26 protein-coding genes and 1 pseudogene are annotated in these 24,488 nt (G+C 38.7%); 8 read left to right on the forward strand and 19 right to left on the reverse strand.

Annotated features, from left to right (window positions below; translation table 11 throughout):
• Positions 1-204 (forward strand): annotated as a pseudogene (locus PN471_RS11085) (hypothetical protein); the annotation flags it as partial.
• Between the two features lie 19 nt (positions 205-223).
• Here PN471_RS11085 and PN471_RS11090 read toward each other — a convergent pair.
• From PN471_RS11090 to PN471_RS11110, 5 genes are all read right to left on the reverse strand, one after another.
• Positions 224-916, reverse strand: a complete 693-nt coding sequence (locus tag PN471_RS11090) for a glycosyltransferase family 2 protein (protein WP_271776894.1) — start codon at positions 914-916, stop codon at positions 224-226.
• Between the two features lie 78 nt (positions 917-994).
• Positions 995-1,711: an FkbM family methyltransferase gene (locus PN471_RS11095; protein WP_271776895.1), complete on the reverse strand. Its 717-nt coding sequence runs from the start codon at positions 1,709-1,711 to the stop codon at positions 995-997.
• A 37-nt stretch (positions 1,712-1,748) separates the two neighbouring features.
• Positions 1,749-2,843, reverse strand: a complete 1,095-nt coding sequence (locus PN471_RS11100) for a serine kinase (RefSeq protein WP_271776896.1) — start codon at positions 2,841-2,843, stop codon at positions 1,749-1,751.
• 30 nt (positions 2,844-2,873) lie between these two features.
• On the reverse strand, positions 2,874-3,920 hold the full coding sequence (locus tag PN471_RS11105) for a nucleotidyltransferase family protein (protein ID WP_271776897.1): 1,047 nt from the start codon (positions 3,918-3,920) through the stop codon (positions 2,874-2,876).
• A 247-nt stretch (positions 3,921-4,167) separates the two neighbouring features.
• Positions 4,168-4,617, reverse strand: coding sequence for a PqqD family protein (locus tag PN471_RS11110; RefSeq protein ID WP_271776898.1), 450 nt, complete (start codon positions 4,615-4,617; stop codon positions 4,168-4,170).
• A gap of 257 nt (positions 4,618-4,874) precedes the next feature.
• On the opposite strand from PN471_RS11110, the gene PN471_RS11115 reads away from it, so the two are divergent.
• A complete protein-coding gene (locus tag PN471_RS11115) occupies positions 4,875-5,090 on the forward strand; it encodes a hypothetical protein (RefSeq protein WP_271776899.1) in 216 nt (71 codons plus the stop codon).
• A 125-nt stretch (positions 5,091-5,215) separates the two neighbouring features.
• On the forward strand, positions 5,216-6,106 hold the full coding sequence (locus PN471_RS11120) for an aspartoacylase (protein ID WP_271776900.1): 891 nt from the start codon (positions 5,216-5,218) through the stop codon (positions 6,104-6,106).
• Between the two features lie 246 nt (positions 6,107-6,352).
• Here PN471_RS11120 and PN471_RS11125 read toward each other — a convergent pair whose 3' ends face one another.
• The gene (locus PN471_RS11125) at positions 6,353-7,459 is read right to left on the reverse strand and encodes a peptidylprolyl isomerase (protein ID WP_271776901.1); all 1,107 of its coding nucleotides are present in this window, start codon (positions 7,457-7,459) and stop codon (positions 6,353-6,355) included.
• A gap of 224 nt (positions 7,460-7,683) precedes the next feature.
• Between PN471_RS11125 and efp the strand changes: the two genes are divergently transcribed.
• Both efp and accB read left to right on the forward strand, forming a co-directional pair.
• The gene (efp, locus tag PN471_RS11130) at positions 7,684-8,241 is read left to right on the forward strand and encodes an elongation factor P (protein WP_271776902.1); all 558 of its coding nucleotides are present in this window, start codon (positions 7,684-7,686) and stop codon (positions 8,239-8,241) included.
• Between the two features lie 272 nt (positions 8,242-8,513).
• A complete protein-coding gene (accB, locus tag PN471_RS11135; RefSeq protein WP_271776903.1) occupies positions 8,514-9,035 on the forward strand; it encodes an acetyl-CoA carboxylase biotin carboxyl carrier protein in 522 nt (173 codons plus the stop codon).
• Positions 9,036-9,095: 60 nt separating this feature from the next.
• Here accB and PN471_RS11140 read toward each other — a convergent pair whose 3' ends face one another.
• A complete protein-coding gene (locus PN471_RS11140) occupies positions 9,096-9,707 on the reverse strand; it encodes a GerMN domain-containing protein (RefSeq protein ID WP_271776904.1) in 612 nt (203 codons plus the stop codon).
• Between the two features lie 912 nt (positions 9,708-10,619).
• On the opposite strand from PN471_RS11140, the gene PN471_RS11145 reads away from it, so the two are divergent.
• Complete coding sequence (locus PN471_RS11145) at positions 10,620-11,447, forward strand: Uma2 family endonuclease (RefSeq protein WP_271776905.1); 828 nt, start codon at positions 10,620-10,622, stop codon at positions 11,445-11,447.
• Positions 11,448-11,450: 3 nt separating this feature from the next.
• Here the strand turns inward: PN471_RS11145 and PN471_RS11150 are convergent, their stop codons facing one another.
• The 4 genes from PN471_RS11150 to PN471_RS11165 all read right to left on the reverse strand — a co-directional run bounded on the left by PN471_RS11150 (position 11,451) and on the right by PN471_RS11165 (position 16,298).
• The gene (locus tag PN471_RS11150; protein ID WP_271776906.1) at positions 11,451-13,121 is read right to left on the reverse strand and encodes a bifunctional serine/threonine-protein kinase/formylglycine-generating enzyme family protein; all 1,671 of its coding nucleotides are present in this window, start codon (positions 13,119-13,121) and stop codon (positions 11,451-11,453) included.
• Positions 13,122-13,320: 199 nt separating this feature from the next.
• On the reverse strand, positions 13,321-13,803 hold the full coding sequence (locus PN471_RS11155) for a DUF3368 domain-containing protein (protein WP_271776907.1): 483 nt from the start codon (positions 13,801-13,803) through the stop codon (positions 13,321-13,323).
• Positions 13,800-14,081: a UPF0175 family protein gene (locus PN471_RS11160; protein WP_271776908.1), complete on the reverse strand. Its 282-nt coding sequence runs from the start codon at positions 14,079-14,081 to the stop codon at positions 13,800-13,802. Before PN471_RS11160 ends, PN471_RS11155 begins: the two co-directional genes overlap by 4 nt.
• Positions 14,082-14,489: 408 nt before the next feature.
• Positions 14,490-16,298: a proline--tRNA ligase gene (locus PN471_RS11165; protein ID WP_271776909.1), complete on the reverse strand. Its 1,809-nt coding sequence runs from the start codon at positions 16,296-16,298 to the stop codon at positions 14,490-14,492.
• 182 nt (positions 16,299-16,480) lie between these two features.
• Between PN471_RS11165 and PN471_RS11170 the strand changes: the two genes are divergently transcribed.
• Both PN471_RS11170 and PN471_RS11175 read left to right on the forward strand, forming a co-directional pair.
• On the forward strand, positions 16,481-17,863 hold the full coding sequence (locus PN471_RS11170) for a 1-acyl-sn-glycerol-3-phosphate acyltransferase (RefSeq protein WP_442867148.1): 1,383 nt from the start codon (positions 16,481-16,483) through the stop codon (positions 17,861-17,863).
• Between the two features lie 292 nt (positions 17,864-18,155).
• A complete protein-coding gene (locus PN471_RS11175; RefSeq protein ID WP_271776911.1) occupies positions 18,156-18,401 on the forward strand; it encodes a hypothetical protein in 246 nt (81 codons plus the stop codon).
• Positions 18,402-18,997: 596 nt separating this feature from the next.
• On the opposite strand, the gene PN471_RS11180 is transcribed toward PN471_RS11175, so the two are convergent.
• The 8 genes from PN471_RS11180 to PN471_RS11215 form a co-directional block, all read right to left on the reverse strand.
• Complete coding sequence (locus tag PN471_RS11180) at positions 18,998-19,537, reverse strand: (2Fe-2S) ferredoxin domain-containing protein (RefSeq protein WP_271776912.1); 540 nt, start codon at positions 19,535-19,537, stop codon at positions 18,998-19,000.
• A 399-nt stretch (positions 19,538-19,936) separates the two neighbouring features.
• Positions 19,937-20,140, reverse strand: coding sequence for a putative nitrogen fixation protein NifT (gene nifT / locus PN471_RS11185; RefSeq protein ID WP_271776913.1), 204 nt, complete (start codon positions 20,138-20,140; stop codon positions 19,937-19,939).
• Positions 20,115-20,402, reverse strand: a complete 288-nt coding sequence (locus tag PN471_RS11190) for a nitrogen fixation protein NifZ (RefSeq protein WP_096665361.1) — start codon at positions 20,400-20,402, stop codon at positions 20,115-20,117. The genes nifT and PN471_RS11190 overlap by 26 nt, the downstream gene beginning before the upstream one ends.
• On the reverse strand, positions 20,392-21,522 hold the full coding sequence (gene nifV, locus PN471_RS11195) for a homocitrate synthase (RefSeq protein WP_271776914.1): 1,131 nt from the start codon (positions 21,520-21,522) through the stop codon (positions 20,392-20,394). The genes PN471_RS11190 and nifV overlap by 11 nt, the downstream gene beginning before the upstream one ends.
• A gap of 488 nt (positions 21,523-22,010) precedes the next feature.
• Positions 22,011-22,217: a DUF2949 domain-containing protein gene (locus PN471_RS11200; protein WP_027404318.1), complete on the reverse strand. Its 207-nt coding sequence runs from the start codon at positions 22,215-22,217 to the stop codon at positions 22,011-22,013.
• A 265-nt stretch (positions 22,218-22,482) separates the two neighbouring features.
• Complete coding sequence (locus PN471_RS11205) at positions 22,483-22,737, reverse strand: Asr1405/Asl0597 family protein (RefSeq protein ID WP_271776915.1); 255 nt, start codon at positions 22,735-22,737, stop codon at positions 22,483-22,485.
• 22 nt (positions 22,738-22,759) lie between these two features.
• Positions 22,760-23,497, reverse strand: coding sequence for a serine O-acetyltransferase (cysE, locus tag PN471_RS11210; protein WP_271776916.1), 738 nt, complete (start codon positions 23,495-23,497; stop codon positions 22,760-22,762).
• A gap of 550 nt (positions 23,498-24,047) precedes the next feature.
• Positions 24,048-24,488, reverse strand: a complete 441-nt coding sequence (locus PN471_RS11215) for a DUF2141 domain-containing protein (RefSeq protein WP_271776917.1) — start codon at positions 24,486-24,488, stop codon at positions 24,048-24,050.

Below are 24,488 nucleotides of genomic sequence, written 5' to 3' on the forward strand. Positions count from 1 at the left end.
ACTCCACACACTCCCTTTCAGGTGAGTGTGTGGAGTACGTCACCACAAATAGTCAGGCGATCGCTAGAGCATGAAAACCTTGGCTTTCAAATTTTTTATGCTATTTCAGGTAACACTCGCCGCTATTGGGACATCAGTAATGCCCAAAAACTGTTAGGATACGAACATGAAGATGATGCCGAAAATCTGCTCACAGATGTTTAATTCTATAAAATAGATTAGCTCATTCAGGTTGGCGCGATTGACGAGCGATCGATTCCTTGATAATTCTCAACATCCTAGATTTGAGAGTTGCTGCCATCAGCCATGATACATTGGAGCCGTGAAATCGTCTTAATGTCAGGATTTCATTGATCTTAAACATGGGGATCTTTGCATCTTTGGCTTGCCATAGCCATTGTGTATCCTCGCTGGCACGATAATCAGGAGAAAAAACCCCGATTTGACTAAAAACAGATTTCTGAACCACTATTGTGCTAGGAATGATCACTGTCACCTCTTCCCAACTGGGATCATCTCTCAGCCAAGGCGGAAGTTGAGTATTTGAATCTAAGAAATTTATCGCCTTTGTACCTGTGATCCCAATATGAGGATTTTCCAGCATATAGGCAATTTGAAGACTGAGTTTATCAGGTTTCCAGAGATCATCTGCGTCCAGAAAAGCAATATATTCACCCTTTGCAGCAGCGATCGCCACATTGCGAGCAACTGACACACCTTGATTTGATTGATAAAAATACTGTACTTCTGGATAACCACGTACAATGTCAGCACTGTTGTCTGTTGAGCCATCATCCACAACAATGACTTCGATTGGGCGATAGGTTTGAGCAAATACGCTGTCAAGTGTTACGCCTATATAATTAGCGTAATTATATACAGGGATAATGACAGTTACTAAAGGTAAATTATTCATTAATGCCCAAAAACTGTTAGGATACGAATCTCAAGATGATACCAAAAATCTGTTCACAGATATTTAAGAGTAACCAAACTAGTAAACACTCTGATGTAACCAATACATTTCCCAAGGTTTATCCCGATTAAATGGATTTTTAGCGCGTCGATAGCCATTGGATTCTAATAACTGAGAAATGGGTAAACGGATAGAACCATCACATTCCAAACTCAGAGCTAGAAAGACATAAGACTCAAAGGGAAAAACTGCTAAAACATCCAACTCACTGCCCTCAATATCAAAAGCAGCATAATCAATCACTTGAGGAGCATGATATTTTTTAAGCAGCACCTCTAAGGTTACTGCCTCCTTTTTAACTTCTTTGCCTTTGGCGACAACCTCTTTCCCCTGATATTTGACTGTTTCTAAGTTCGATTTGATGCCACTTAAATAAGGGCTAACCGTCTCATCGCTGCCTTCGATAAAAGTTACAGTTCCTACTTGATTGGATAAGCAGACTTGCTCACAAATACTATTGGGACGATTGCGAACCAATTGCTCAAAAAAGTAATCACTCGGTTCAACACAAATTCCTTTCCATCCAAACTCTTTCTCAAGGACATAACAACTACTTGCTTCTCTACCATTCGCTGCTCCAACTTCTAAGAAATAACCGTCCTGTTTATTGGGAAAGACATATTCAGCAATCCATCGATCATTATTGGTTTCGTTATAGTATTGCCTTTGGGCAGGAAGAATTGTCGGTACAAATCTAGTTAAGCCCTCAATCATTTTTCGCCGTAGATACCCCATTTTATAGACTTCTCTTTTAAGTTTAAGTTACCCAGATTTAAATTTGCGATAGTAGACGTAGAATTACATCGGGAATTTGTACCATATCTGTGCCAAGTTGCAAAACATAACAAGGAACTTGTCTAACTAAATTTGACATGATTTTTAATGCTGTTTGTCCACTACCAGCTAATTGAAAGATGCTACTAGGAGCTAGGGCGCGTAAGGCTAATCCCCCACTGATAGGACGGATGTCGGTATCTGATTTCCCGGTAATTTGGGGAACTAAAACCGCTTTAATCGGAAATCCTAGTACAACTTTTTGCGGATGGTGTTGATGTAAAAATAGCATTGCTTTTTCATTCTCTAAGCGATCGCAATTATCAATGAGATCCGCTAAATGGGGAAATCGTTCTAGATCCGCTTGTCCTCTTAATTTGGCGGTGTTGTAAAGGCTATAAACATAGGGCTTGGGATCAGTGGAAAGTAAACAATAATCATCACTGGCATAGAGGAGTGAACTATTAATACAAGTTAGGGAAGTAGAGGATTTACCAGAACCGCCTTTTCCTGCAATTAAAACTCCCCCATCCAGATTACCGATCGCCCCTGCATGAACATATTGATGTTGGAGATCGCTTGTCCACCAATTCAAAATGGTTTGCAGAGGAGATCCTTTTTCCCAATAAGGAATATCTTTAGCATCATCAATCCAATAACAAGCTAAATTCTGTTCTCGATCTAGGACACTGAGAATATTCGGACCGATATGAAAATTGGAACGAATGCGATCGCCATCATAGGCTTTGATCTCTTTGCGTGGACCGAGATAATCTGCCCAATGTCTTCTAATTAGGGATAACAGGCTATCAATTAATAATGGCAATTGTGTTTTAGTTGAGGTATTATCCCATAAGCAAATCGTTAGATGGGGCTGGGGAACTGGGGCTATCGCCAAATGGGACAATGCAGGGGTAATCTGGGGAATCAGCCCCTCTCCTGCAAACCTTAGACAGAGATTATACTTACCGATGGTATAAAAATACTGCACCTCGCCAGCAATCTGAGCGGCTCTTTCAAAGCCTGTATATACCAGTTGGAAATAAGCAAGGCGATCGCTCTGAGCAATACTCAGATCAGGGTTAGGGTACATAAAAATCACTGAAATCTAGTTAAGAAACAATTACTTTGAAAGAGTCAACAGTTGTAGCGATTGCACAATGGTTGAACGCATCAGAGAACGGCGATCACCGGATAAAACTCGATACTTTAGCCACTCCATATTGGCGATCGGCATTTGCCAGAGAGCCGGCCATACCCACGTTGGTAATTCTAATGCAAATAACTGCTGCAAAAGCCGCAACATATTCTGCACAGGCAAGATCACTTGATATCGTTGTGCTTGTGTGATCAACCTGATCCAATCGTTGTTTGGGAGATTCGCAATTAACAGGAAAGCATCTGCAATCCTGTGTATTTGTGGATTCGATGATTTGGGCAATCGCTGTCTAAAAAACATTCGCGCGCATCCATCCAGGAACTGATCCGTTGGACTCAGATGCCAACCTGCTTCATTGCTCCAATCCGCAGTCGCATAATGCCACACCTGCCCATCTGTATAGTCTTGGGGAATTGCCCAAAACAGATGTCCTTGCAAATAAAGCGGTAAATTCAGCGATGAATCACAATTGTTGCGTAATTCCCTAAATTGTTGGCTGGTCCCATCAACGCTATGCCAATTAAGCGAGATCAAATGCTCGATTGCTGTCTCTAAATAATTGCCATCAACCAAGAGATGGAAGCTAGAAATTGAGCGATAATTCTCAATTTTATTTTTACCTATCCCACCCCAAGCAGCATCCCCCAGCACAATCGCCTCAATACCAATATCCTTTAAACTAGACAATATTGCTTTTAGGGACTTGAGCTTCAATTGATTAGCATACCAATTGCGGCGATAGATCCCCTTTAGCCTGGACATCTCAGTGTCATCAACGCCATGAGCTAATAAATTTTGGTAAAGTTGTGGCAACAATGAATAGGAACTAGTGTCTAAAGTTTCTATATCAACTGAATCGCGCCAATCTTGCCAAGCCGTTAACATTGCCTGCTCTTTTAACAGTGTGGCTTTGAGTAATTGCTTATGGGATAGTTCTAGTCGATAACTATCAAAGTAAGCCAAGCGAAGCCCTTGGCGGGCGGCTACGCCATCGAGCAAGTCTAAATTCATGTAAAATCAATATAAGTAGGTGAACACAATAAAACCAAACTGTGTAAAGAAACGTAAAATCGCCCAAACCCTATTCACTCTTGCCTCTTGCCTCTTGCCTTTTGCCTTGCCATAACGACAATTTTCAACGCCAACCTACTTATTGTATTCATTAAAATACTGTAGCCAATTTTCCAAACTAGGTCTGAAACCCAATAAAATCGTGACTATATCAATAGGGTTTCAGGGTTTTGGTTACAGTATTGCACTATGAAACTGGTTTCACATTTGGCCATCCAGCATCTACATCTACTTCATGAATAGGATCGAGTAACAGTAAATCTTCCATATCTGTGAACTTCTCTAAAATCGGTTTCTCAAATTTGGGCTTTTCATTACCGGTAGCTGATTCCTGATGATTAATAGCTCCAGGTGTAATAATGGCATTAGCAATAATTAAGTCTTCATGTTGCAATTTGTCCAGAAATTCATCAACTGCCGCAGTTATCTCTTCGATACTGCCATCATACTTTTTTCCAATTTCTTGGATCATACTCTGCGAATCAAGATGACCTTCGATACAACTCCACAAATCTGCACCAGTTTTTAGTAGACTGTAATAGTAACCCCGATCAATATTAACAACTATAACTTCTCCATCAATAGTTTCAGAAACAATTTTAGGACTATTGACTTGAAATACTTGGTTTTTATCCATATAAATGCCTACAATTTGATTATTTTAGAGTATGACCCAAATTTTTAGGGGTTAAGTCCGTAAAACAAATATCTTAACATTTCAATTAAAACATTTACAAATCTCCTCATGCTATGCTATGACCATAGTATTGAGGTCGAGATTATGTTAAGGAAGAAAGTTGTACCTGTTAGTTCTACAGAGTTTGAACTTGATGATGGGTCTACTTTCCCTCGCGCTGTTGGGTTGGAAGATGTACCTAGTCCAGAAGAGAAGAAATGATATTAGTTGAAAGACATATCATTAAACAATCTCACCAACATTGGCAAGAAATTGATCAACTATCCTTCCTCTCAAAGAACTTATACAATGGGGCTAATTACATTTGTCGTCAACACTTCTTTGGTACTGGTAAGAAATATAGTCTAACTGACCTTTATCATCTGACTAAAGATTGTGTAGACTATCGTGCTTTATCTTGGTCATGGAGCTAAATATACTTGTTTTATCGGCATTATGACGTTTTAGTCATGGAATGTTGCATAAATAAAGTCATCCTATCATGGTTTTCTCGGATATATTCAGAACAACACAACAATTTGTCACTAGAGAACCAAAAATGAAGCCTGAAAATAAACTGAGTCGGGTGTTGATTGTCGGTGGAACTCACGGGAATGAGTTTACTGGAGTATACTTGATTAAAAAGTTTGAGCAATTCCCTCAATTAATTAATAGATCCAGTTTTGAAACACTGACGTTGTTGGCTAATCCTCAAGCCTTTACAGCAGTAAGACGATACATCAATAAAGATTTGAATCGCTGCTTCCTACCTGAAAATTTAGAGGATTTAACACTATCTAGTTATGAGGATTTACGAGCTAAAGAGATTAACCATCTTTTTGGACAAAATGGTAAAACTCCTGTTGATTTTATCTTGGATTTACATAGTACAACTGCCAACATGGGCATAACCATAATTGTAGACAATGATCAACCCTTCAATCTGCAATTAGCCGCCTATCTCAATTATATTAATCCTGCAATCAAGGTTTGTAATTTGGGAAACTCTGGACGAGGTCATAATGCGCTGCGATCGCTTGGCAAGTTTGGAATTTGTATTGAGGTGGGATCTGTTGCTCAAGGTGTTTTGAATGCAGAGTTTTTTCTGAAAACTGAAGCCATAATATACACAATTTTAGATTATTTGGAACTGTGCAACCAGGGAAAAGTTCCATCTTTTTCAAATAACCTAATCTGCTACGAATATATAGAAAAAATTGATTATCCGAGAAACGGACACGGAGAAATTCAAGCTATGATTCATCCTGCTCTTCAGTTTAAAGATTATGAAGTTTTGCATCCCGGTGATCCTATGTTTTTAACATTTGATGGTCAGACAATTAGCTATGAAGGAAACTCTACTGTTTATCCAATCTTTATTAACGAAGCTGCTTATTACGAAAAAGGTACTGCTATGTGTTTTACTGAAAAGCATCAAATCACAATTTAGAAAAAGTTTGAAAGGATTAATTCAAGGGTTAACACGTATGTCTAAATTTCCAGGTTGTTCTGAATGCGTCACACCTTTATTATTTAGGGTTTGCTGAATAAGTTGCCTGTGAAGGCAGGGAACAGGGAACTCTTAACTCTTAACTGGGAACAGTTTCAACGATCTGGATATCCTCAATGTTAGTCTTGCAAAAATTAATAGATTTTAGATTTTAGAATTAACCCAAAATCTAAAATCTAAAATTAATTAAGCTGCTTGAGGCTGAACTAAATTTTCTCCGCCTTGAACAACGGTTGCTGATTCAATTTTGTCACCAGCTTTGAGTTTATCTAAAATCTCTCTCCCTTCAGTCAGATAACCAAACACAGCATAACGACCATCTAAAAGATTACGTCCGGCGGGAGTAAGTTCTGGGTCAAACAAAAAGAAGAAAATTTGCGAAGAAGCACCATTAGCTTCATTTTCTGGACGTGCCATCACTAAAGCGCCAAAAGACGAAAATGGTAAAACAGGCATATCTAAATAACGCCCAGCTTCTTCGAGAGTAATGCCATAAGTGGGTTCTTTTTCACCTTGGACTAAAATTTCTAGAGGAATAGCCCGATATTTGCCAGTTTGAGGATCAATAAACCCGACTTCCTTACCTACAGGATCTCCGGTTTGCAAGAAATAAGATTCTTCCGAACGGGTGAATTCTAAACCGTTATAAAAACCTCTTTGTACCAAATCCACAAAATTACCAGCAGTCACAGGGGCGCTATAGCCATCTACAACTACAGTCAAATCACCTTTATTAGTTTTGAAAGCAATCCTAGCGCGTCCTTTGAGTTGAGGTAAGTTACTATACTCAGCCGGAACTTCAAAGGGGAATTCCTTCACCATTGATTCTTCTAACAAGCTGACAAGATTGAGTAATTTAGCTCTGCCGTCAAGAACGGGTTCTTTTTGTTTAGTTTTAACCACTTCTTGCAGTTCTATGATGCCAGATTTCAATTCAGTCATCCAAGCTGCGGCTTGAGGTTGGCGTTCTTCCGGAACGCTTGCTAATATTTGGGAAGGTTTATCGAGTATCCGCAATGCCTGTTTGAGGTCATTATTAACTGCACCCCATCGTTTATTTGCCCGCAGTTGGTTAGAAATATCCTCTAAACGGTTTTGCAGTTTACGGACAGGTTGATTATCTATTGGCAGTGCATAGCGCAACAAAGCCTTACCGTCGGTAATTGCGTTTCCTGCTGGTAAGCCGGCGTTACTAGTGGGAGTCCACCCAGCCGTACCTGTGCCTAAAAATATTGTTAATAGCAATATTACCTTTAGGCTGTTCTTCACCCAGGACTTAAATAAGTTCAACATGAAATTTCCCTTTCTTCAGCATCAAAGTGTTGACTGGAAGTAACTCATTGATTATCTTCCCACATTGGGGGACTAGGAATGGAGGAGGCAGGGGAAGTAGGGGGCAGGGGAGCAGAGGAGAGAAATATTCTTTTGCAACTGACAACTGACAACTAACAATTAACCAATTATGACGCTAGAAGGGTACAATAAATGCCGATTGTCTTGCAAAATTTGAAAGTTTCATGATCTCTAGTAACGACTTTCGACCTGGTGTTTCAATTGTATTAGATGGTTCGGTTTGGCGCGTGGTAGATTTCCTTCACGTTAAGCCAGGCAAGGGTTCTGCCTTTGTGCGGACAACACTGAAAAATGTCCAAAGTGGGAAACAGTTAGAAAAAACTTTTCGGGCTGGAGAAAGCGTTCCCCAGGCAACTTTGGAAAAGGTGACGATGCAACATACCTATAAAGAAGGCGATGAGTTTGTCTTTATGGATATGGAAACCTATGAGGAAGGTAGATTAACTTCAGCGCAAATTGGCGATCGCGTTAAGTACCTCAAAGATGGTATGGAAGTTAACGTAATTCGCTGGGGCGAACAAGTGCTGGAAGTAGAACTTCCTAATTCTGTGGTTTTGGAAATTGTGCAGACAGATCCTGGTGTCAAAGGTGATACTGCTACAGGTGGTACTAAACCTGCAATTCTGGAAACTGGGGCAACTATCATGGTTCCTTTGTTTATTGCCCAAGGTGAACGGATTAAGATTGATACCAGAGAAGACAAGTATTTAGGCAGGGAATAATTTTCCTATTTTTTGATACCAATTTGGAATAGTGAGGAATACAGCAGGAGTCAGCAATTAGGAGTCAGCGTCAGGAGTAAAACCCGGTTGTGGCTAAGTTTCATTCATGTTAATTGAGTTCCTAATCACCTGGAAAGTTGCCATAAAATCCCAAATCTAAAATCCCAAATCTAAAATTGGTGCTCATGATTTCAATCCCTTTTTTATAGAGGGATTAAATCCCTGCCTTACTGAGAATTTTAATTTAACAATTAGGTCGAGGTAAAATAATTGTGACATTAGACTTTAATGAAATCCGTCAGCTATTAGTAACTATTGCCCAAACAGATATTGCGGAAGTTACTCTCAAAAATAATGAATTTGAGCTAACAGTCCGTAAAGCTGTCAGTTTTAACAATAATGCTCCGGGAACATTTAGTGGTGTGGTGAGTGCTGGTGTCACCCAGTTAGCATCTACAGCCTTACCAAGTTCCACTGAGGGGGCTGTAACCAATAAAGTTGTTGATAATTCAGTCGCACAACCTCCTCATTCTTCTTCACCAATTAATCAAAAATTAGTTGAAGTACCATCACCAATGGTAGGGACATTTTACCGTTCCCCAGCCCCAGGAGAAGCAGCGTTTGTGGAGGTAGGCGATCGCGTCAAAGCTGGTCAAAGTGTCTGTATCATTGAAGCTATGAAGCTAATGAACGAAATTGAAGCCGAAGTCTCTGGACAAGTGATGGAAATTTTAGTTCAAAATGGTGAACCAGTAGAATATGGTCAGCCTTTAATGAGAATTAACCCTGATTAAGTATTAAATAGGGAGCAGGGGGCAGGGGGAATATATTTCCCAATGACCAATGACCAATGACTAAAGCGGATAATTTTTCTGAAAACTTTCACGGGTGAGAGGTTGTTGTAATTCCACACCTTCACCCCCTAGAACTTCTAAAAGTTTGCCATTGACTTCGATATATACGTTAGCTTGAGGATTCAAGCTGGTAGCAGTATATACAACTTGTCCCACACGCCCCATCATAGAAGTGCTACCTCCACCAGTGGTAAAGTGTTCAGACAAATTCACGTGAACATCATTATTTTCTGCTTTGAGTCCCAATAGTTGAGTACCCTGGGGAATAGTAGTGGAGCCTGTGCCTTCACTTCGACCGGCTAATAAAGTTTTAAATGCTGCTTCTAAAACTTGATTGGGTTGGGTAGCAGCAACTTTAAAGGGTTGGGGAACTAAATCCAGGTGATTTTCCTTGGATCTGAGCCAGTATATACTAGCAGTCTGTTCATTACCTTGTTGGGTTGTTGATTGCTTGATAGGCTGTTTAATGGTTTGTGAAGAGTTATCAGGTGTAGAATTATTGGGAGTCTGGGCAGAAAACCAAGCCATACCACCGCTTACCACCACCACTGCTACGAAAATAGCTGCTATCAGACCAGAAGAAACGCCGTTAGTTCTTTGTTGGTTATTCATAAAACCTCGCGGTAAGTGGGAAACTCAGCGTCTTTAGACCTGAGAGGGAAGCGACACGAGCGGTTTTGACCGCTGTGGATGTTAAAATTGAAACCAGATGTTTGATTGGAATCTGGAAACCAACTCCCATTTCTGGGGTAATGTTAGCCTTGACCTGTTATAAGAGCTTGTTAGGCTGAAAGCACTGTTCCAGTGACCTTAGAACTGTTTAACTTACAGCGACAGAGCGGGAAACTGGCTACGCATTTCGAGGTGTCGTGACTCAAATAACGGCTACCCTTAGACTACGCTTAGGGTGGTCTGGTCAGTACAGCTTGCAATTTCTTGCAAGCTCAGTTCCTTTAGGGCTGGGTTACTGACAATATAAAACCTACTAGATTGAGGATGGAAATAGTATTTGTAAGATAAGTAGCCTGTTTATAAACGTTATATCCCCGGTGCAAATCTTGGCTTTTGATTTGGACACGAATTTTTATTGCCAGTTTTGCCTCTTGCCACTTCAATTGTAGAGTGATCTTTACAAGTCCGTTACCTTTCCCTTTATCTAAATCCTATGGTTTCTTGAAAAAACTTTTAAATTAGACTTGAGTAAAATATGGTAAGCAGATCAAATAAGTAGGTTAGCGTTGAAAATTGTCGTTATAGCAAGGCAAGAGGCAAGGGGCAAGAGTAAAGAAGTTTTCAGCGATTTTACGTTTCTTTACACAGGTTGGTTTTATTGTGTTCACCTACTTGGCATTAAATTTTCAATAATGGTACGTTGTGCTGTCGCTCTAAGAAGCGTAGCCATGCCCTCAATGGCTTTACACACCATACATATTTGCTATATTAATCAACTTTTCAATGGCAATTTCCCGAAAAATGAATTGATAAATACTATAATAGGTAATTAATCCCTTATTTGTGGTTGTTATGGTTGTTACTGCTTCGACCCACAAGATTACCTGGGAACTCTTGCCTGAAGATTTTGTTTTAGAAGATGAACCAGTGGATAATGTTAATCAACCTTCTTTAGCTGCTGCACTGACGGAAAGCCTACAACTGGCAGGAAAACTTCCAGAAACAGCCCTGGCTACGACTAATTACGGCATCTGTACCGCAGTTAATGGCAAAATTGTCATCAAAGCACCTGATTGGGCTTACATACCCAAAATTACCGTACCTAGAGAGCAAATACAACGTAGTTATACTCCTCACAAACAGGGTGAAATACCGGTTGTGGTGATGGAATTTCTTTCTGACGTAAATGGGAGTGAATATTCCAGTAAACGGACTTTTCCCCCTGGTAAATGGTTTTTTTATGAAGAGGTTTTAGAAGTTGCAAATTATCTAATTTTTGCGCCTGATACGGGTGTTTTAGAATTTCATCGGTTACAAAGTTCAGGAAAATATCAATTACGTTCCCCTGATGAAAATAACCGTTATTGGATAGGGGAAATGGATTTATTTATTGGTGTATGGCAAGGAAAGCGCGAAAACCGTGATGGTTATTGGTTGCGCTGGTGGGATCAGGAAGGTAATTTGTTATTGTGGGGGTTTGAGTCGGTTGAGAAGGAACGCGCAGAAAAGGAGCAAGAAAGACGAGAAAAAGAGCAAGAAAGACGAGAAAAAGAACAAGAAAGACGAGAAAAAGAACAAGAAAGACGAGAAAAAGAACAAGAAAGACGAGAAAAGGAGAGAGCTTTACAACGGTTAGGGGAGTTGGAGAAAAGATTACGAGATGCGGGAATTGGAGATTAGGAATCACCCAGAAGAACACGCGACTCGAAAACCACTACCGTAGTTACTGCCACTGGCAACTATATAGTGACGATAGGCACAACGGCAGTTTCCTGACTCTTGCAGCCAAGAACCGCCGCGTAATATGCGTTTGCTGTCGTTACTAGTCCAAACGCTACCATCATTAGGTGCATCTGTATAGTCTTTATGCCAAGTATCTTCGCACCATTCCCATACATTGCCGTGCATATTATATAAACCAAAGTCGTTAGGGGGAAATCCGCCTACATCTGTAGTTTGTTTGTATTTATTATGATGATTAACTACATCTGTATTAATGCTTTCACCGAAGTAAAATGGAGTTGTGGTGTTGGCTCTACAGGCATATTCCCATTCAGATTCGCTGGGTAAGCGATACATTTTACCTGTGTATTCCCCCAACCTAGCACAAAATTCTTGGGCATCTAACCATGATATTTTTTCCACTGGCAGATTTGCACCTTGGAAGTGTGAGGGTTTGGGGTTTAAATCTATGTTGATTTTGGGTAAACTGGCGATTTTTTGCCATTGTGCTTGGGTAATTGGGTATTTTCCGATATAGAAAGGTGAAATTGTCACCTGATGTTGGGGTTTTTCATTTTTATATCCCTCTCCTTCTGGTGAACCCATAGAGAATGTGCCACCAGGAATACCGACCATTTCCAGAAATAAATTATTTCCTAAATTGTCTCTAAAAACTATGGGTTGTTTTGGGGAAACAATTGTTGTTGTAACTTGCTGAGAGTGACTAGAAGAAATGGTTATTTGTGAAAGTTGCTGTGGTTGCAATACTGATAAAATTTCTGTTGCCGACTGAAACCGATTTGAGGGTAGGTCTTGCAGCATTTTATCTAATATTATTTCTAAGTCATGATTTACAAATATATATTTTTTCCATATCCATTGCATGATTGTTAAGTCAAATAGTGGATCAGTACCATCGGGTCTTTGGAAATATCCTGTTAGTAATCGAATACAAGTTACAGCTAAACTATAAAGATCGCTGTTGGGATAAACTATGCCGCGAAATTGTTCTGGTGGTGCATAACCAGGTGTACCTGTAACTGTTCCCAGTTTTGTGAGGACGTTGTTACCTACGTCTTTGGAGACTCCAAAATCAATTAAAAATAAAGTACCTGTTTGCGAATGTTTAATAATATTTTCTGGTTTAATATCTCTATGAATTACTTTATTGTCATGAACAAATTGTAAAATATGTAATAATTCAATTAATATTTTTTTTACTTCAAATTCGCTAATTTTTCCCTTTTGTCGCAGTTCACTTAATAAATTTTGACCTTCGATAAATTCTTGAATTAGATAAAGTCTGCCTTCTTGGGGAAAGAAGGCGAGTAAATCTGGAATATGGGGATGTTTCCCTAAATCGTTGAGTCTGAATGCTTCTTGTTCAAATAACTCTGTGGCTTTTTTGAGCGCGGCACTGCCTGATTGTTGGGGTAAAAATTGCTTAATTACGCAGGGGGTATCTAATCTTTGTTCATCTACTGCTAAAAATGTCCGTCCAAAACCACCTTCACCAATGATGCGGACGGCGCGATACCGTTCTTTCAGCACTATTTGACTGCCACAGGATTGACAGAGAATAGTTTTTGGTGGGTTTCGCTGTAGACACGCGGGGTTAAGGCACTGACTCATAAATGCTAGTAAGTAATTATATGGATAATTATAGTCACATTTTAGCAGTGATATAGGTTGGCGAGAAAATAACATAATCAAATTTTGTAAATAATAGACATTTCCGAAAATGAAATGTACATGGCTGGAAACCCATGTAAAGACGTTCCGGCGGAATGTCTCTACAATCATTTTCACCAGATGTCTAATTATGATTACATCACTCTTGTGCAGCTAATAAAGCTTCTTCATATAGTCGTGAATTAATATGTTTACCTTGTGTAATTAACCCATCTAAAACATCTTTTATTGTCGGAATTAACCCTTGTTGTTTTGCTACTAATAAAATGCCAATTGTGCCAATAATCTTTAAGTTTCTAGATAAAGCAACTCGTCTAGCATCCAAGTCATCCATTAATAATTGATCAGATGATAACTCTTCAGCAAGAATCATCGCAGCACATTCACCTGCACCTAGATTTGTTGCCTTTTTGAGATTAGATAGTTTTTCTAAATCCTTAACAGATATTATCTCTATCCAATCTGCTGATTTGACTAATTTAACGGCTGGATGTGTACCTGTTGTTACTTCATAATAAACTTCTTGCGGAATAATTACTTTACCAAAAATATCCCGCAATAAATTGAGTTGTCCAACTTTTGCTAATTCACTCAAGGGAGTTGTATCGGAGACAATAATCACTTTTTATACTGGCTTAAAATTTTTAGTGTTTGAGTAACTTCTTGCTGTAGTTCTTCCTTTGTTTGACTGGGGAAGGGAGATATTTGGTAAATATCCATTAAATCAGAAAGTTGCCATTGTCCAATTTCTAATAATTCTGCTGCACGTCCAGCACTAATATCTCCATGACGTAATAATGTCATGATGTATGCTTCTTTGGCTTTTTTTTCTGCTTCTAAACGATGAATTTCTGGGACTTCGGGTAATGTGAGGGTAAATTTGACTTCTGTTGCGGCCATTTTATTTTACCTTCCTAATGTTGGGTTTCCTTCCGTCAGTTTAATCTATATCACTTAATTATACAATATAATAGCTGAGTGATCACATTTTGAAAGTTTGAGTAAAACCAGAGTATGAATTTAGATTCAGAAGTTATTTTGAGTTTGTCCATTAGGAGTTTTACGAATAAAGATAAAAAGGGTTTCTTCAGATGGAGAACAATGTATTAACAAAATAAATATAGAAGTCCTTAACAAATAGCACGAATGGATAAACAAGTTAAAGACTAATTTATTTGTATTCATCCTACTTGTCCTTTTTGTTATGATTTACTTGTTTGCATAAAATTGGAAAATTAACCAAGACTTATAAACAAATCTTAACGGCAGTAGCGACAGGCAAGATGCCTGCCCCACAAGATTTATATTTTACCCTTCTATTGCGTCTTTAATCCATTGTTGCAATGTATTGATCACTTCGTCAATGGCAATTTCTTGAGATTCACGGGTTGCGCGTTTGACTACTTCGACTTTACCATTTGTAATGGCTCTACCGGTGACGATTCTGAAGGGGATACCGATTAAATCAGCATCTTTGAATTTAACACCGGCCCGTTCATCTCTGTCATCTAATAAGGTTTCTATTCCTGCTTGATTGAGTTCTGTGTAAAGTTTTTCCGCAACTTCTATTTGTTGGGTATCTTTAATGTTAGGAATGGTGATGATGGCGTGATAGGGGGCGATCGCTATTGGCCAAATTATGCCATCTTTATCATAGGATTGTTCTACGGCTGATTGTGCTAAACGTGACACACCCACACCATAACAACCCATAACTAAGGGCTTTTCTTCCCCTTGTTCGTTGGTATAAGTTGCACCCATCGCTTGGGAGTATTTTGTCCCCAGTTGGAAGATGTGACCGGCTTCGATGCCTCTAGCTGTTTGTAGGGTTTGGCTTGGGTCATGCAGGGAGCGATCGCCTAATTTAGCTTTACGAACATCTACGGTTAGTGCAGGTAGCTTAAATTGCTCACCCCAATTTGCGCCAACGACATGAAAACCAGCTTCATTTGCACCAGTGACAAAGTTTTTTAACTCCACAGCGGTTTTATCCACCAACCGCACAAACTGAGAACTTACCTGTTTACTTTCCGCAATATAATCATCACTAAGATCAGGTGCTATGTAACCCAAAGGCAAAGATTTTGCTTGCCATGTTGCTTGAGCCTCAGCATTTGGTACAGTTAAAGTCAGAATAGTTTTAGCACCAAATTGAGGAGCTAACTTAGTTAATTCATTTTGTAATTTAACTTCATTGATTTCTTGATCTGAGCGAATATTTATTAACACCAAAACAGTTAACCCGTTATCATAAACAATTTGATATAAAACGTTTTTGACAATTTGGGTAGGAGAACATTTCAATAAATTACAAACTTTCTCTATAGTTTCTGTTCCTGGAGTTGACCGTTTTTCGTAAGTTGTAAAAGGTGAAGTTTCCGCATCTGCTGGTAAAGAAACTGCTTTTTCTACGTTTGCGGCATATTTACCATCTTCAGTGTAGAGAACTTCATCCTCTCCTGCTTCTGCTAAGACCATAAATTCTGTAGAACCAGAACCACCAATAGCCCCAGAATCAGCTTCCACAGCCCGAAAAGCCAAACCAGAACGCCGCAACATATTACTGTAAGCAGTGGACATTTCCTGGTAAGTTTTTTTCAAACTTTCTTCATCAGCATGGAAAGAATAACCATCTTTCATAATAAATTCTCGTCCGCGCATTAAACCAAAGCGAGGACGAATTTCATCCCGAAACTTAGTTTGAATTTGATATAAATGTACAGGTAATTGACGATAGGAACGAATCATATCACGGGCAACTGTGGTAATTACTTCTTCGTGAGTTGGTCCTAGTCCTAATTGTTGTTCTCTTCTATCCACAAGAGAAAACATAATTCCCTCAGCTTTAGTATAGGTGTCCCAGCGTCCCGACTCCTGCCATAATTCCGCAGGTTGTAACTGTGGTAATAAACATTCTTGTGCGCCGGTAGCATTCATTTCTTCCCGGACAATTTGGGAAACTTTTTGCAAAACCCGCCACATTAGGGGAAGATAAGCATAAATCCCACCACCAATGCGACGGATATATCCAGCACGGAGTAATAATTTATGACTGGGTATTTCCGCATCAGCCGGATCATCCCGCAGTGTAACAAATAACATTTGTGATAATCGCATTGTTTTTACCTTTACTTGCTAATATTTGCTAATTTTTCAAATCAGTGAAAATCCACCCCAGATACAGAAGGACTTTTAAGCATTTTTTTGTCAACTGTAACCCGTCACCTGTAATCTGTCACCTGTCACCTGTCACCTGTCACCTGCTATAACTTGAGGAGATAATTACTGTGTCTGAAGCAATGTATCAAGCACAACCACCTTTAGAATTTATTCCGCCAGCTTTTAACCCTTTGTTGTTAAAGTTGGTACATTTTGTGCTACCTAACTGGATTCGCTGGAAAACACCGATTAGCAACATTGAAGCAGACAACGTTGAAACTTTGGCGGATTGTTATCGGCGGTTTCAAGATGGTAAGATCCGGTTGATGTTGGCGTTTCGTCATCCTCAAACAGCAGACCCTCTTTGTTTAACCTATTTACTGTCCCAAATCTTGCCTAAAGTAGCACAAGTTGGTGGTACACAGCTACAATATCCGCTTCATGCTCATTTTATCTATGATCGGGGCATTCCTCTCTGGGCTGGTTCTCAAGTTGGTTGGGTAATTTCCCATTTGGGGGGAACTCCGATTCAACGCGGTAAAGCTGACTGGACTGGGTTGCGTTCGGTGCGGGATTTGTATGCTAATGGTCAGTTTCCCATGGCTGCTGCGCCAGAAGGCGCTACAAATGGTTTATCGGAGATTATTAGTCCCTTAGAACCGGGTATCGCACAGATGGGTTTTTGGTGTGCGGAAGATTTGCAAAAAGCGGGAAGAGATGAGGAGGTTTTAATTGTACCAATTGGCATTAAATATAGTTATGTTAATCAGCCTTGGGATAATATAGCAAATTTGTTAACTGAATTGGAAGCGGCTAGTGGTTTATTGGTAAATCAAGAGAAAACTGAGGCTAATTTTACTACACTTTATCCCCGATTGTTGGGTTTGGCTGAACATTTATTATCGGTAATGGAGCAATTTTATACTAAATTTTATCATCAAACATTACCAGATGAGAAAATTACTAATGGAGAAATTACCGATAGAAATGAGGCTTTAGCTTATCGGTTACAATCTGTGATGAATATTGCTTTATTTATTGCTGAACAATATTTTGATTTACCATCCAGAGGGAATTGGAACGATAGATGTAGACGGGTGGAACAAGCCGGTTGGAATTATATATTTAGGGAAGATTTTAAGGATATTAAATCATTATCACCCATTGAGAAAAGTTTGGGAGATAGAGTTGCTGAAGAAGCATTTTTTCGGATGTGGCACATGAGATTAGTTGAGAGTTTTGTGGCTGTTTCTGGGATGTATATCCGCGAAAAACCAACTGTGGAAAGATTTGCTGAAATGACTTTACTTTTATGGGATATGGTTAACAAAATCAGGGGTAATAATCCTTTGAATCGTCCACAATTGGGTAAGCAGCAGGTGAGAATAACTGTGGGTGAACCAATTTCTGTTTCTGGACGTTATGCAGTTTATAAAAGTAGTCGAGTTGCGGCTAGACAATCTGTGGCTGAGTTGACTACTGATTTACAACAGGTGCTGGAGGGTTTGGTGGATAAGGGATGATGTTTTTGGTAATTTAGATAATTTTTGTCTGATAGCGAAGCGTGGCGTAGCCATATCAGGATGTCCAAGATTTGAGGATTTTCAGGATGTAGCTTTTTGATGATTAGTATGGAGAGAAGCAAATATTTATGAGATATAATATAAGAATAAATATATGAGTCTCATCTATCAACCATCAAATAACAATCCTGTACATCCTTGAATCCTGGATATCCTGATTCTGACAGTTGAGAGTTTATAATTGACATAGAGTGTGATATTGCCTATAACCTAGTAAATAACATAGATAATTATGAATGTACAACTTGTTGATTCCCTTGTAGAAATTGTTTCCAAATTAACTCCCGAAGAAAAACAACTTTTCTTGTCTAAACTTTCTCATAGAAATATAATTCCGTCAGCAGAACAGCAAAATTTAACATCAGCGGAAAAAGTAGCACAATTTCAGGAATGGTTATCTCAATTTCCTCAAACTAGTATTACCCTATCAGATGAATCACTGCGTCGAGAAAATATTTATGATGATAGAGGAATATGAAAAGCTATTTACTTGATACCAATATTATTCTTAGATTTGCAAATTCTCAATCTCTGGAATATAACCTTATACAGAATACTATTTCTGAAATTTTATTACAAGGTGGTCAATGTTTTATGATTTTATAGCTGTTCCCGAAATTACCATCATTCATCCTCAAGATTTCATCTGATAACCAGGGGTATCAAACTGTGCTATTAATCAAAATACCAAAACATTATCTTATATCTCAAGATGAAGATTCAATTACAATAGATGTAAGTAGGTTAACGTAAATAATTAAAGGTTTGTAGTAAGGTCTTTAGACCTGAAAGTAGGGCTAAAGCCCTAACTACGAGCCATTATATACCTTTAAAATTTTCTGTTCACTTACTTACTTCATTTAATAAATTAAACTGAAATTCTATTTATGTTAATAGGCTTACCGATATATTGTTCGATTTATTAATAGACTTTTTGAGGAAGCCTGGCGAATGTAATTCGCGGCTACACAGACAAAACCCGCCTGCGCGGGTTAAAATACTTTCCTTAGTCCACGCAGGTGGACTTTGATTGTGTAGACGCGATTTATAATCGCCGAGGTTAATTAATAACTATTAACTCAAATGATTCTCTAGCAAGGACGCGATCGCTTCTGGTTGAACTTTCTTGTATTGTTTTTTACCTAACATTAAAACACAATTGGGAGCGCTGCTACAGCGTTTTTGACAATCGGTGTGTTCGATAGTTACTTGATCAGATAAACCGCGATCGCCTAAAGTTTTTTCTAGGTCTGACAATAACCCCTTTCCACCCCGTTTCAGACAACCAGATTTTTGACATACCATAATTTTGGCTTTGGGTTGCGGAAGGAAATTTTCCAGCACACAAAAACCAATGGCTTGAATTTGATAAAGTTGCAGTTTGAGTTTATTGTTACGGAGATTTAATTTACTAATAGCATCTATGCGAATTTGTTCACCAGGAACTAAGGATAAACCTAGGGAACAACGTAAATTCTTCGGAATTTTTAGTTTGATATTTCCCCCAGGAACTGCTAACTGTAAATGTTTACATTTCCCAGCATCTTTACCCACAAACCCTAAAAACTGTCCTTCAATATTCAATTCCGATAAAGTCAAATATTTTTCACCCATTTGTGATAACCCAATTTTTTCAAGAGAAAATAATCAACCCCATTTATACTATTTCACTAAACTCTTGATACATATACATATAGATGGTCGTAGGGGTTTAGTTAAACGGGCGGTTAGAAACCGCGTCTACACAGGCAAAACCCACACTATGGCTAACGCCACGCTACGCTATCGGCAGGCTCAGTGACCGCCTGTGTGGGTTTCAAATCCTTAGTCCGCGCAGGCGGACTTTGTTTGTGTAGCCGCGACTTCTAGTCGCCGGGGCTTAAATTGACACCACGTATTTGTTTCATTATTAAAGTGAAACGGTATTATCTGGGGTCATGTTGATGATTTCCATCAAGAAGGAAGAGGAAAAAGAGATTTTTACCTTTTCCCTTCTGGTGATGGATTGAAATGTTAAGAAAGACGTTTAGCTTCCACTGTTACTGGTAAACGACTTTTATCGGGAAATTCACTAACTTCTAATTCCCAACCATTAGTTAAAGTGAGAATTTTACCTGCTTCACCATCTATTTCTTTAACTACTTCTTCTTCTAAGTCTTTTTTAGGGACGTAGACAACTAAAGTACCAGCATCATTCATTCGGAGCATTACTTTCATGTGTTTCCTCAGCAGATTCTAGTTCTCTTTTTCGACAACCGATGATGTACCCTGTTTCCAAAAAATGGACAGCATAGATATAATAAGCTTGCAAAAATGTACCAATGCTGGAGACATAACCAACATCACCAATGTTTGCTAAAACTTCCCCAATCTCTCTACCTGGAAAAGTTCCATCGTTTTTGATTAGTTTCTTAACTCGAACTTTTTGACCAATTTCAAAAATGGGTTGCGAGTCCAGTTCTATTTCATCACGTTGCATGGGAATACCTTTTTTCGCTGACTAAATTTAATAATTCTTCTGTAGTGAGACTGCGTTTTTTGAGGATTGATTGCTGACGGACTACATCTAAAATAGCTTGGGTTTCTTGAGAATCAAGAAAGATGCCATGCTGTTCTAATAGATTAGATAATGAATGCCGACCAGAATGTTTACCGATGACTAAACGCCGTTCCCAACCCACATCTTCAGGAGCATAAGGTTCATAAGTAACGGGGTTTTGCAGAACACCATGAGCATGAATACCAGACTCATGAGCAAAGGTATTTTCACCCACAATTGCTTTCCAAGGTTGAACATTAGCACCGGAGGCTTTAGCGACTAATTGAGATAGTTTTAACAAGTGTTGAGTTTGGATTCCCAAATCAACACCGTAAATACATTTTAGAGCCATGATTACTTCTTCTAAAGCTGCATTTCCGGCTCTTTCTCCTAGTCCATTAACGGTAGTATTTACAGATACAGCACCAGCTTTGATTCCAGCTAAGGCGTTAGCAGTTGCTAGTCCAAAATCATTATGAGTGTGAATCTCAATAGGAATTGATAGAGTTGATACTAAATGCTTAACTTTCAGGTGAGTTCGGAAGGGATCAAGTACCCCAACAGTATCACAAAACCGAAAGCGAGATGCTCCCCATTCTTGCGATAACATGGCAACATCTTGGAGAAAGTTTTCGTCGGCTCTAGAAGAATCTTCACCGCCAACTGATACCCAAAGACCTTGATCTAAGGCGAAGCTAATACAGTCTTTGAGTTTTTGTAAACTTACTCGCCATTGTCCATGAAATTTAGCGGCAATTTGCACTCCAGACACAGGAATAGCAATATGTACTCGCTCTAGTCCGCAGGCTATAGAAGCTTTTATATCTGATAATACAGCGCGATTCCAACCTAATAATTTAGCCTTTAAATCTAAGTTACGAATGGCAACAATGGCGCGAATTTCTTCTTCTCCCATTGCCGGAATTCCTACCTCTAATTCATGGACACCAATGGTATCTAGGAATTGAGCGATCGCTACTTTTTCTTCTAAGTTAAAAGCAACACCTGCTGCCTGTTCCCCATCACGTAATGTCGTATCATTAATCATGATTTGATACATTTTCAAGGTCCCTCTAGCGGAGTTTTTTGTAATATCCTTGTTCGCTACAATTTTTCATGGTGGTAGATGGGTAGTAAATTATTAATTGAGCGAATAAATCATGATTCATGATTTACGATCCTTAATTATTAACTAAATATTGCTGTTGCATCTGTATGACAAGAAACAAAAAATAAGTATAATTTATCCAATATTTTTTGTGGTATTATTTGTGGATTTTGTTAATAGCCAATAACCCAGACAAGTATTAGTAAATCCTGTAAAAAATAACATACTCATGGCAGAAATCAAACTAAGTAGGTTAGCATTGAAAATTGTCGTTTTGGGAAGGCAAGAGGCAAGAGGCAAGAGGCAAGAGGCAAAAGGCAAGAGGCAAGAGTGAAGAAGCTTTAGGCGATTTTACTTTTCTTTACACACTTTGGTTTTATTATTTTCACCTACTTAGTAATCATAATTATTACCTGTTATATTTACTGATAATTTTTCATTTACCTCAATTCAGGATGTTCTGCAAGCCAATCAAAAATTCTGTCTAGTTGTTGTAAATCCACTAAACCATATTGCCAAAGCAGCATCGGTAAAGGTCCATGATTGAACTCAGGATGTCGCGTTGCTACAGCAATATCAGCCTGGGAAAGTGCCAGTTCTTTTTGAAGAAATTGCAGTAACTTCCTATCAATACGATTAATCACCATAATTGGACATTGACAATTGCAATCAACATAAGGTACAAGTTATTCCCATCAGCAATTACTAATTTTTTTAGTTTTAGCAAACTGGGTGAACCTTAGCTTATGTGAATTATCTTGAATATGCAAGATAGTTTGTGAGTGAATAATGACTTGAGATCAATCAGACTTGCATCCAGAATTAATCTTTGATATGCTGTTGATTAGACATTCTCAAAATTATCAATTGTAATTAGTAATACCAAACAAAGATCATGGTTTTCAGTTATCTTTACTCCATACCATTACACAAACAATTTTCTAACCATGTTACCAATTGATGACGGGAAGCAAAAAATTGCATCAATGTACTCCGCACAAGAATCGCTTCTTCTAGGTTATTAACTTGCACACGCAACGACCCATCCGGGGGACAGGAACAGGAAATCATCAACTCTTGCAACCGATGATAAATACACCATCTATCACCTAAAGGAACTTGCAAAATTTGTTCACCGACAGTTAAAAAGTTACAATTTGGTGACATCAGTAATTCACAATTTATGGAGTTAACTTGATTGATCATCTTGGTGATGATTGGTGAGAGTTTGGACTTGTTGTTCTAACTGCTCAATCCGCGAGAGTAAAGAACGAATTACACCTGCCTCTATATCGGGTAATTTGCCATGTTCTAAGGGGGAAATGAGGTTACTAGACTTAGGAGCGATAATCCGTCCAGGAATGCCCACCACAGTGGCATCTGGAGGCACATTACGCAAGACAATTGACCCTGCACCAATACGGACGCGATCGCTAATTTGAATATTTCCTAATACTTTCGCACCCGCACCGACAACAACATTACTACCTAATGTCGGATGACGTTTACCGCTTTCTTTCCCAGTTCCTCCCAATGTTACACCCTGATAAATGAGTGTATAATCTCCCACAATGGCAGTTTCACCAATGACAACACCCATGCCATGATCAATAAATACACCCTTACCAATTTTTGCCCCTGGGTGAATTTCAACACCTGTGAAAAACCGTCCTAAATGAGAAATCAACCGGGGAATAAAACCCACTTTATGGATATGTAACCAATGGGAAAGACGATGTAAACACAGAGCATGAAATCCGGGGTAACAAAATATGACCTCTAACCAATTACGTGCTGCTGGATCACGCTCAAAAATAATCCGAAAATCACTGATTAATGATTCTAAAAAAAATCTAGAACCTTCATTTTTGCGTAGCTTTGTATTTACAGTCTCAGTCTTACTGATCCTGTTTAATGACTGGTGCATTGGTATTGTTAGGTGAAAAAATCCTGTACTGTTTTCATGCTTATAGCAGATAACTTCCAAACAGACAGAATTAGCAACGCAGATTAGATTTATTAAATTTATTAAGCTTGTACTCAATAGGTTTAAAACCCTATTTAACAGAACTTTACATTTTCTCTTGGGGTAGGGGGACTAGCTTTTGATCACAGGGGTACTGGTATTTTCAGATCAGGGATGCAGCTTTTTTGTACTCACCAGAAACCTCTTAACCTGTAGGACTTTGCAGCTATTTAGCCAAGATATTTTTCCATATATTTAGTTGTACTCATTTCCTGATAAACATTGTTTTGATGACAGTAAGTATAGATTTTATGTATTACTTACTACTATTATTATTTTATTATTTTGGTAGTCGAAAGGTGGATTTCTTTATTTTGTTTTTGGATTTGTTTGCTGTATATGGGGATACAAAATTGTAATAAGATCCCCGACTTCTTTGATTCATTCTGTCCGTAAATAATAAATCAATGTTAGAAGTCGGGGATCTGGGTATGAACGATTGCTATATCAATCAAGAACCAAAGAAATATTTCATCTTAATCTTAATATCAGTAGTATTTTTAGATACAGCAACAGCCGAATCATTAAACTTAGGCGGTCCAGTGAAAACCTCTGGATTGTTAGAAAACCCAAAACCTTCTATGGGCGCACCAAAAGCACCAGTATCAAGATTACCATTTTCATTGGCATCATGAATTAATCCAACAGCATAACTACCTGCTTTCAAGTTATTGAAAGTCAGTTTTTGAGATAGTTCTGTGATCTTGATACATTGGGATTGTAAAGCATTTTTGCTATCACGAGGAAATCCCTGACTCTTATCAAAAATAGTCGCACAAATTTGTCCAGATTTGTTTTTGAGTCCCTCTACTTCAATTGTCAGACTACTATTCAACTCTGCCTTAGCATTAGCTAGAAAGAGTAAATTTCCCAATATAGGGAGTAGTAACAT

The organism is Aphanizomenon sp. CS-733/32 (assembly GCF_028330045.1).
GTDB classification, from domain to species: domain Bacteria; phylum Cyanobacteriota; class Cyanobacteriia; order Cyanobacteriales; family Nostocaceae; genus Dolichospermum; species Dolichospermum gracile.

What these genes read in the sequence shown, in the direction of transcription:
- cysE (WP_271776916.1), bottom strand. Translation starts at nt 23,497, where the DNA reads ATGCACCAGTCATTAAACAGGATCAGTAAGACTGAGACTGTAAATACA.
- PN471_RS11095 (WP_271776895.1), bottom strand. Translation starts at nt 1,711, where the DNA reads ATGGGGTATCTACGGCGAAAAATGATTGAGGGCTTAACTAGATTTGTA.
- PN471_RS11190 (WP_096665361.1), bottom strand. Translation starts at nt 20,402, where the DNA reads ATGCAACGTGATGAAATAGAACTGGACTCGCAACCCATTTTTGAAATT.
- PN471_RS11100 (WP_271776896.1), bottom strand. Translation starts at nt 2,843, where the DNA reads ATGTACCCTAACCCTGATCTGAGTATTGCTCAGAGCGATCGCCTTGCT.
- PN471_RS11120 (WP_271776900.1), top strand. Translation starts at nt 5,216, where the DNA reads ATGAAGCCTGAAAATAAACTGAGTCGGGTGTTGATTGTCGGTGGAACT.
- PN471_RS11145 (WP_271776905.1), top strand. Translation starts at nt 10,620, where the DNA reads ATGGTTGTTACTGCTTCGACCCACAAGATTACCTGGGAACTCTTGCCT.
- PN471_RS11205 (WP_271776915.1), bottom strand. Translation starts at nt 22,737, where the DNA reads ATGTCACCAAATTGTAACTTTTTAACTGTCGGTGAACAAATTTTGCAA.
- nifT (WP_271776913.1), bottom strand. Translation starts at nt 20,140, where the DNA reads ATGAAAGTAATGCTCCGAATGAATGATGCTGGTACTTTAGTTGTCTAC.
- PN471_RS11115 (WP_271776899.1), top strand. Translation starts at nt 4,875, where the DNA reads ATGATATTAGTTGAAAGACATATCATTAAACAATCTCACCAACATTGG.
- PN471_RS11140 (WP_271776904.1), bottom strand. Translation starts at nt 9,707, where the DNA reads ATGAATAACCAACAAAGAACTAACGGCGTTTCTTCTGGTCTGATAGCA.
- PN471_RS11175 (WP_271776911.1), top strand. Translation starts at nt 18,156, where the DNA reads ATGAATGTACAACTTGTTGATTCCCTTGTAGAAATTGTTTCCAAATTA.
- nifV (WP_271776914.1), bottom strand. Translation starts at nt 21,522, where the DNA reads ATGTATCAAATCATGATTAATGATACGACATTACGTGATGGGGAACAG.
- PN471_RS11110 (WP_271776898.1), bottom strand. Translation starts at nt 4,617, where the DNA reads ATGGATAAAAACCAAGTATTTCAAGTCAATAGTCCTAAAATTGTTTCT.
- PN471_RS11160 (WP_271776908.1), bottom strand. Translation starts at nt 14,081, where the DNA reads ATGGCCGCAACAGAAGTCAAATTTACCCTCACATTACCCGAAGTCCCA.
- PN471_RS11170 (WP_442867148.1), top strand. Translation starts at nt 16,481, where the DNA reads ATGTATCAAGCACAACCACCTTTAGAATTTATTCCGCCAGCTTTTAAC.
- PN471_RS11090 (WP_271776894.1), bottom strand. Translation starts at nt 916, where the DNA reads ATGAATAATTTACCTTTAGTAACTGTCATTATCCCTGTATATAATTAC.
- PN471_RS11200 (WP_027404318.1), bottom strand. Translation starts at nt 22,217, where the DNA reads ATGGTGATTAATCGTATTGATAGGAAGTTACTGCAATTTCTTCAAAAA.
- PN471_RS11180 (WP_271776912.1), bottom strand. Translation starts at nt 19,537, where the DNA reads ATGGGTGAAAAATATTTGACTTTATCGGAATTGAATATTGAAGGACAG.
- PN471_RS11150 (WP_271776906.1), bottom strand. Translation starts at nt 13,121, where the DNA reads ATGAGTCAGTGCCTTAACCCCGCGTGTCTACAGCGAAACCCACCAAAA.
- PN471_RS11105 (WP_271776897.1), bottom strand. Translation starts at nt 3,920, where the DNA reads ATGAATTTAGACTTGCTCGATGGCGTAGCCGCCCGCCAAGGGCTTCGC.
- PN471_RS11215 (WP_271776917.1), bottom strand. Translation starts at nt 24,488, where the DNA reads ATGTTACTACTCCCTATATTGGGAAATTTACTCTTTCTAGCTAATGCT.
- PN471_RS11125 (WP_271776901.1), bottom strand. Translation starts at nt 7,459, where the DNA reads ATGTTGAACTTATTTAAGTCCTGGGTGAAGAACAGCCTAAAGGTAATA.
- PN471_RS11165 (WP_271776909.1), bottom strand. Translation starts at nt 16,298, where the DNA reads ATGCGATTATCACAAATGTTATTTGTTACACTGCGGGATGATCCGGCT.
- efp (WP_271776902.1), top strand. Translation starts at nt 7,684, where the DNA reads ATGATCTCTAGTAACGACTTTCGACCTGGTGTTTCAATTGTATTAGAT.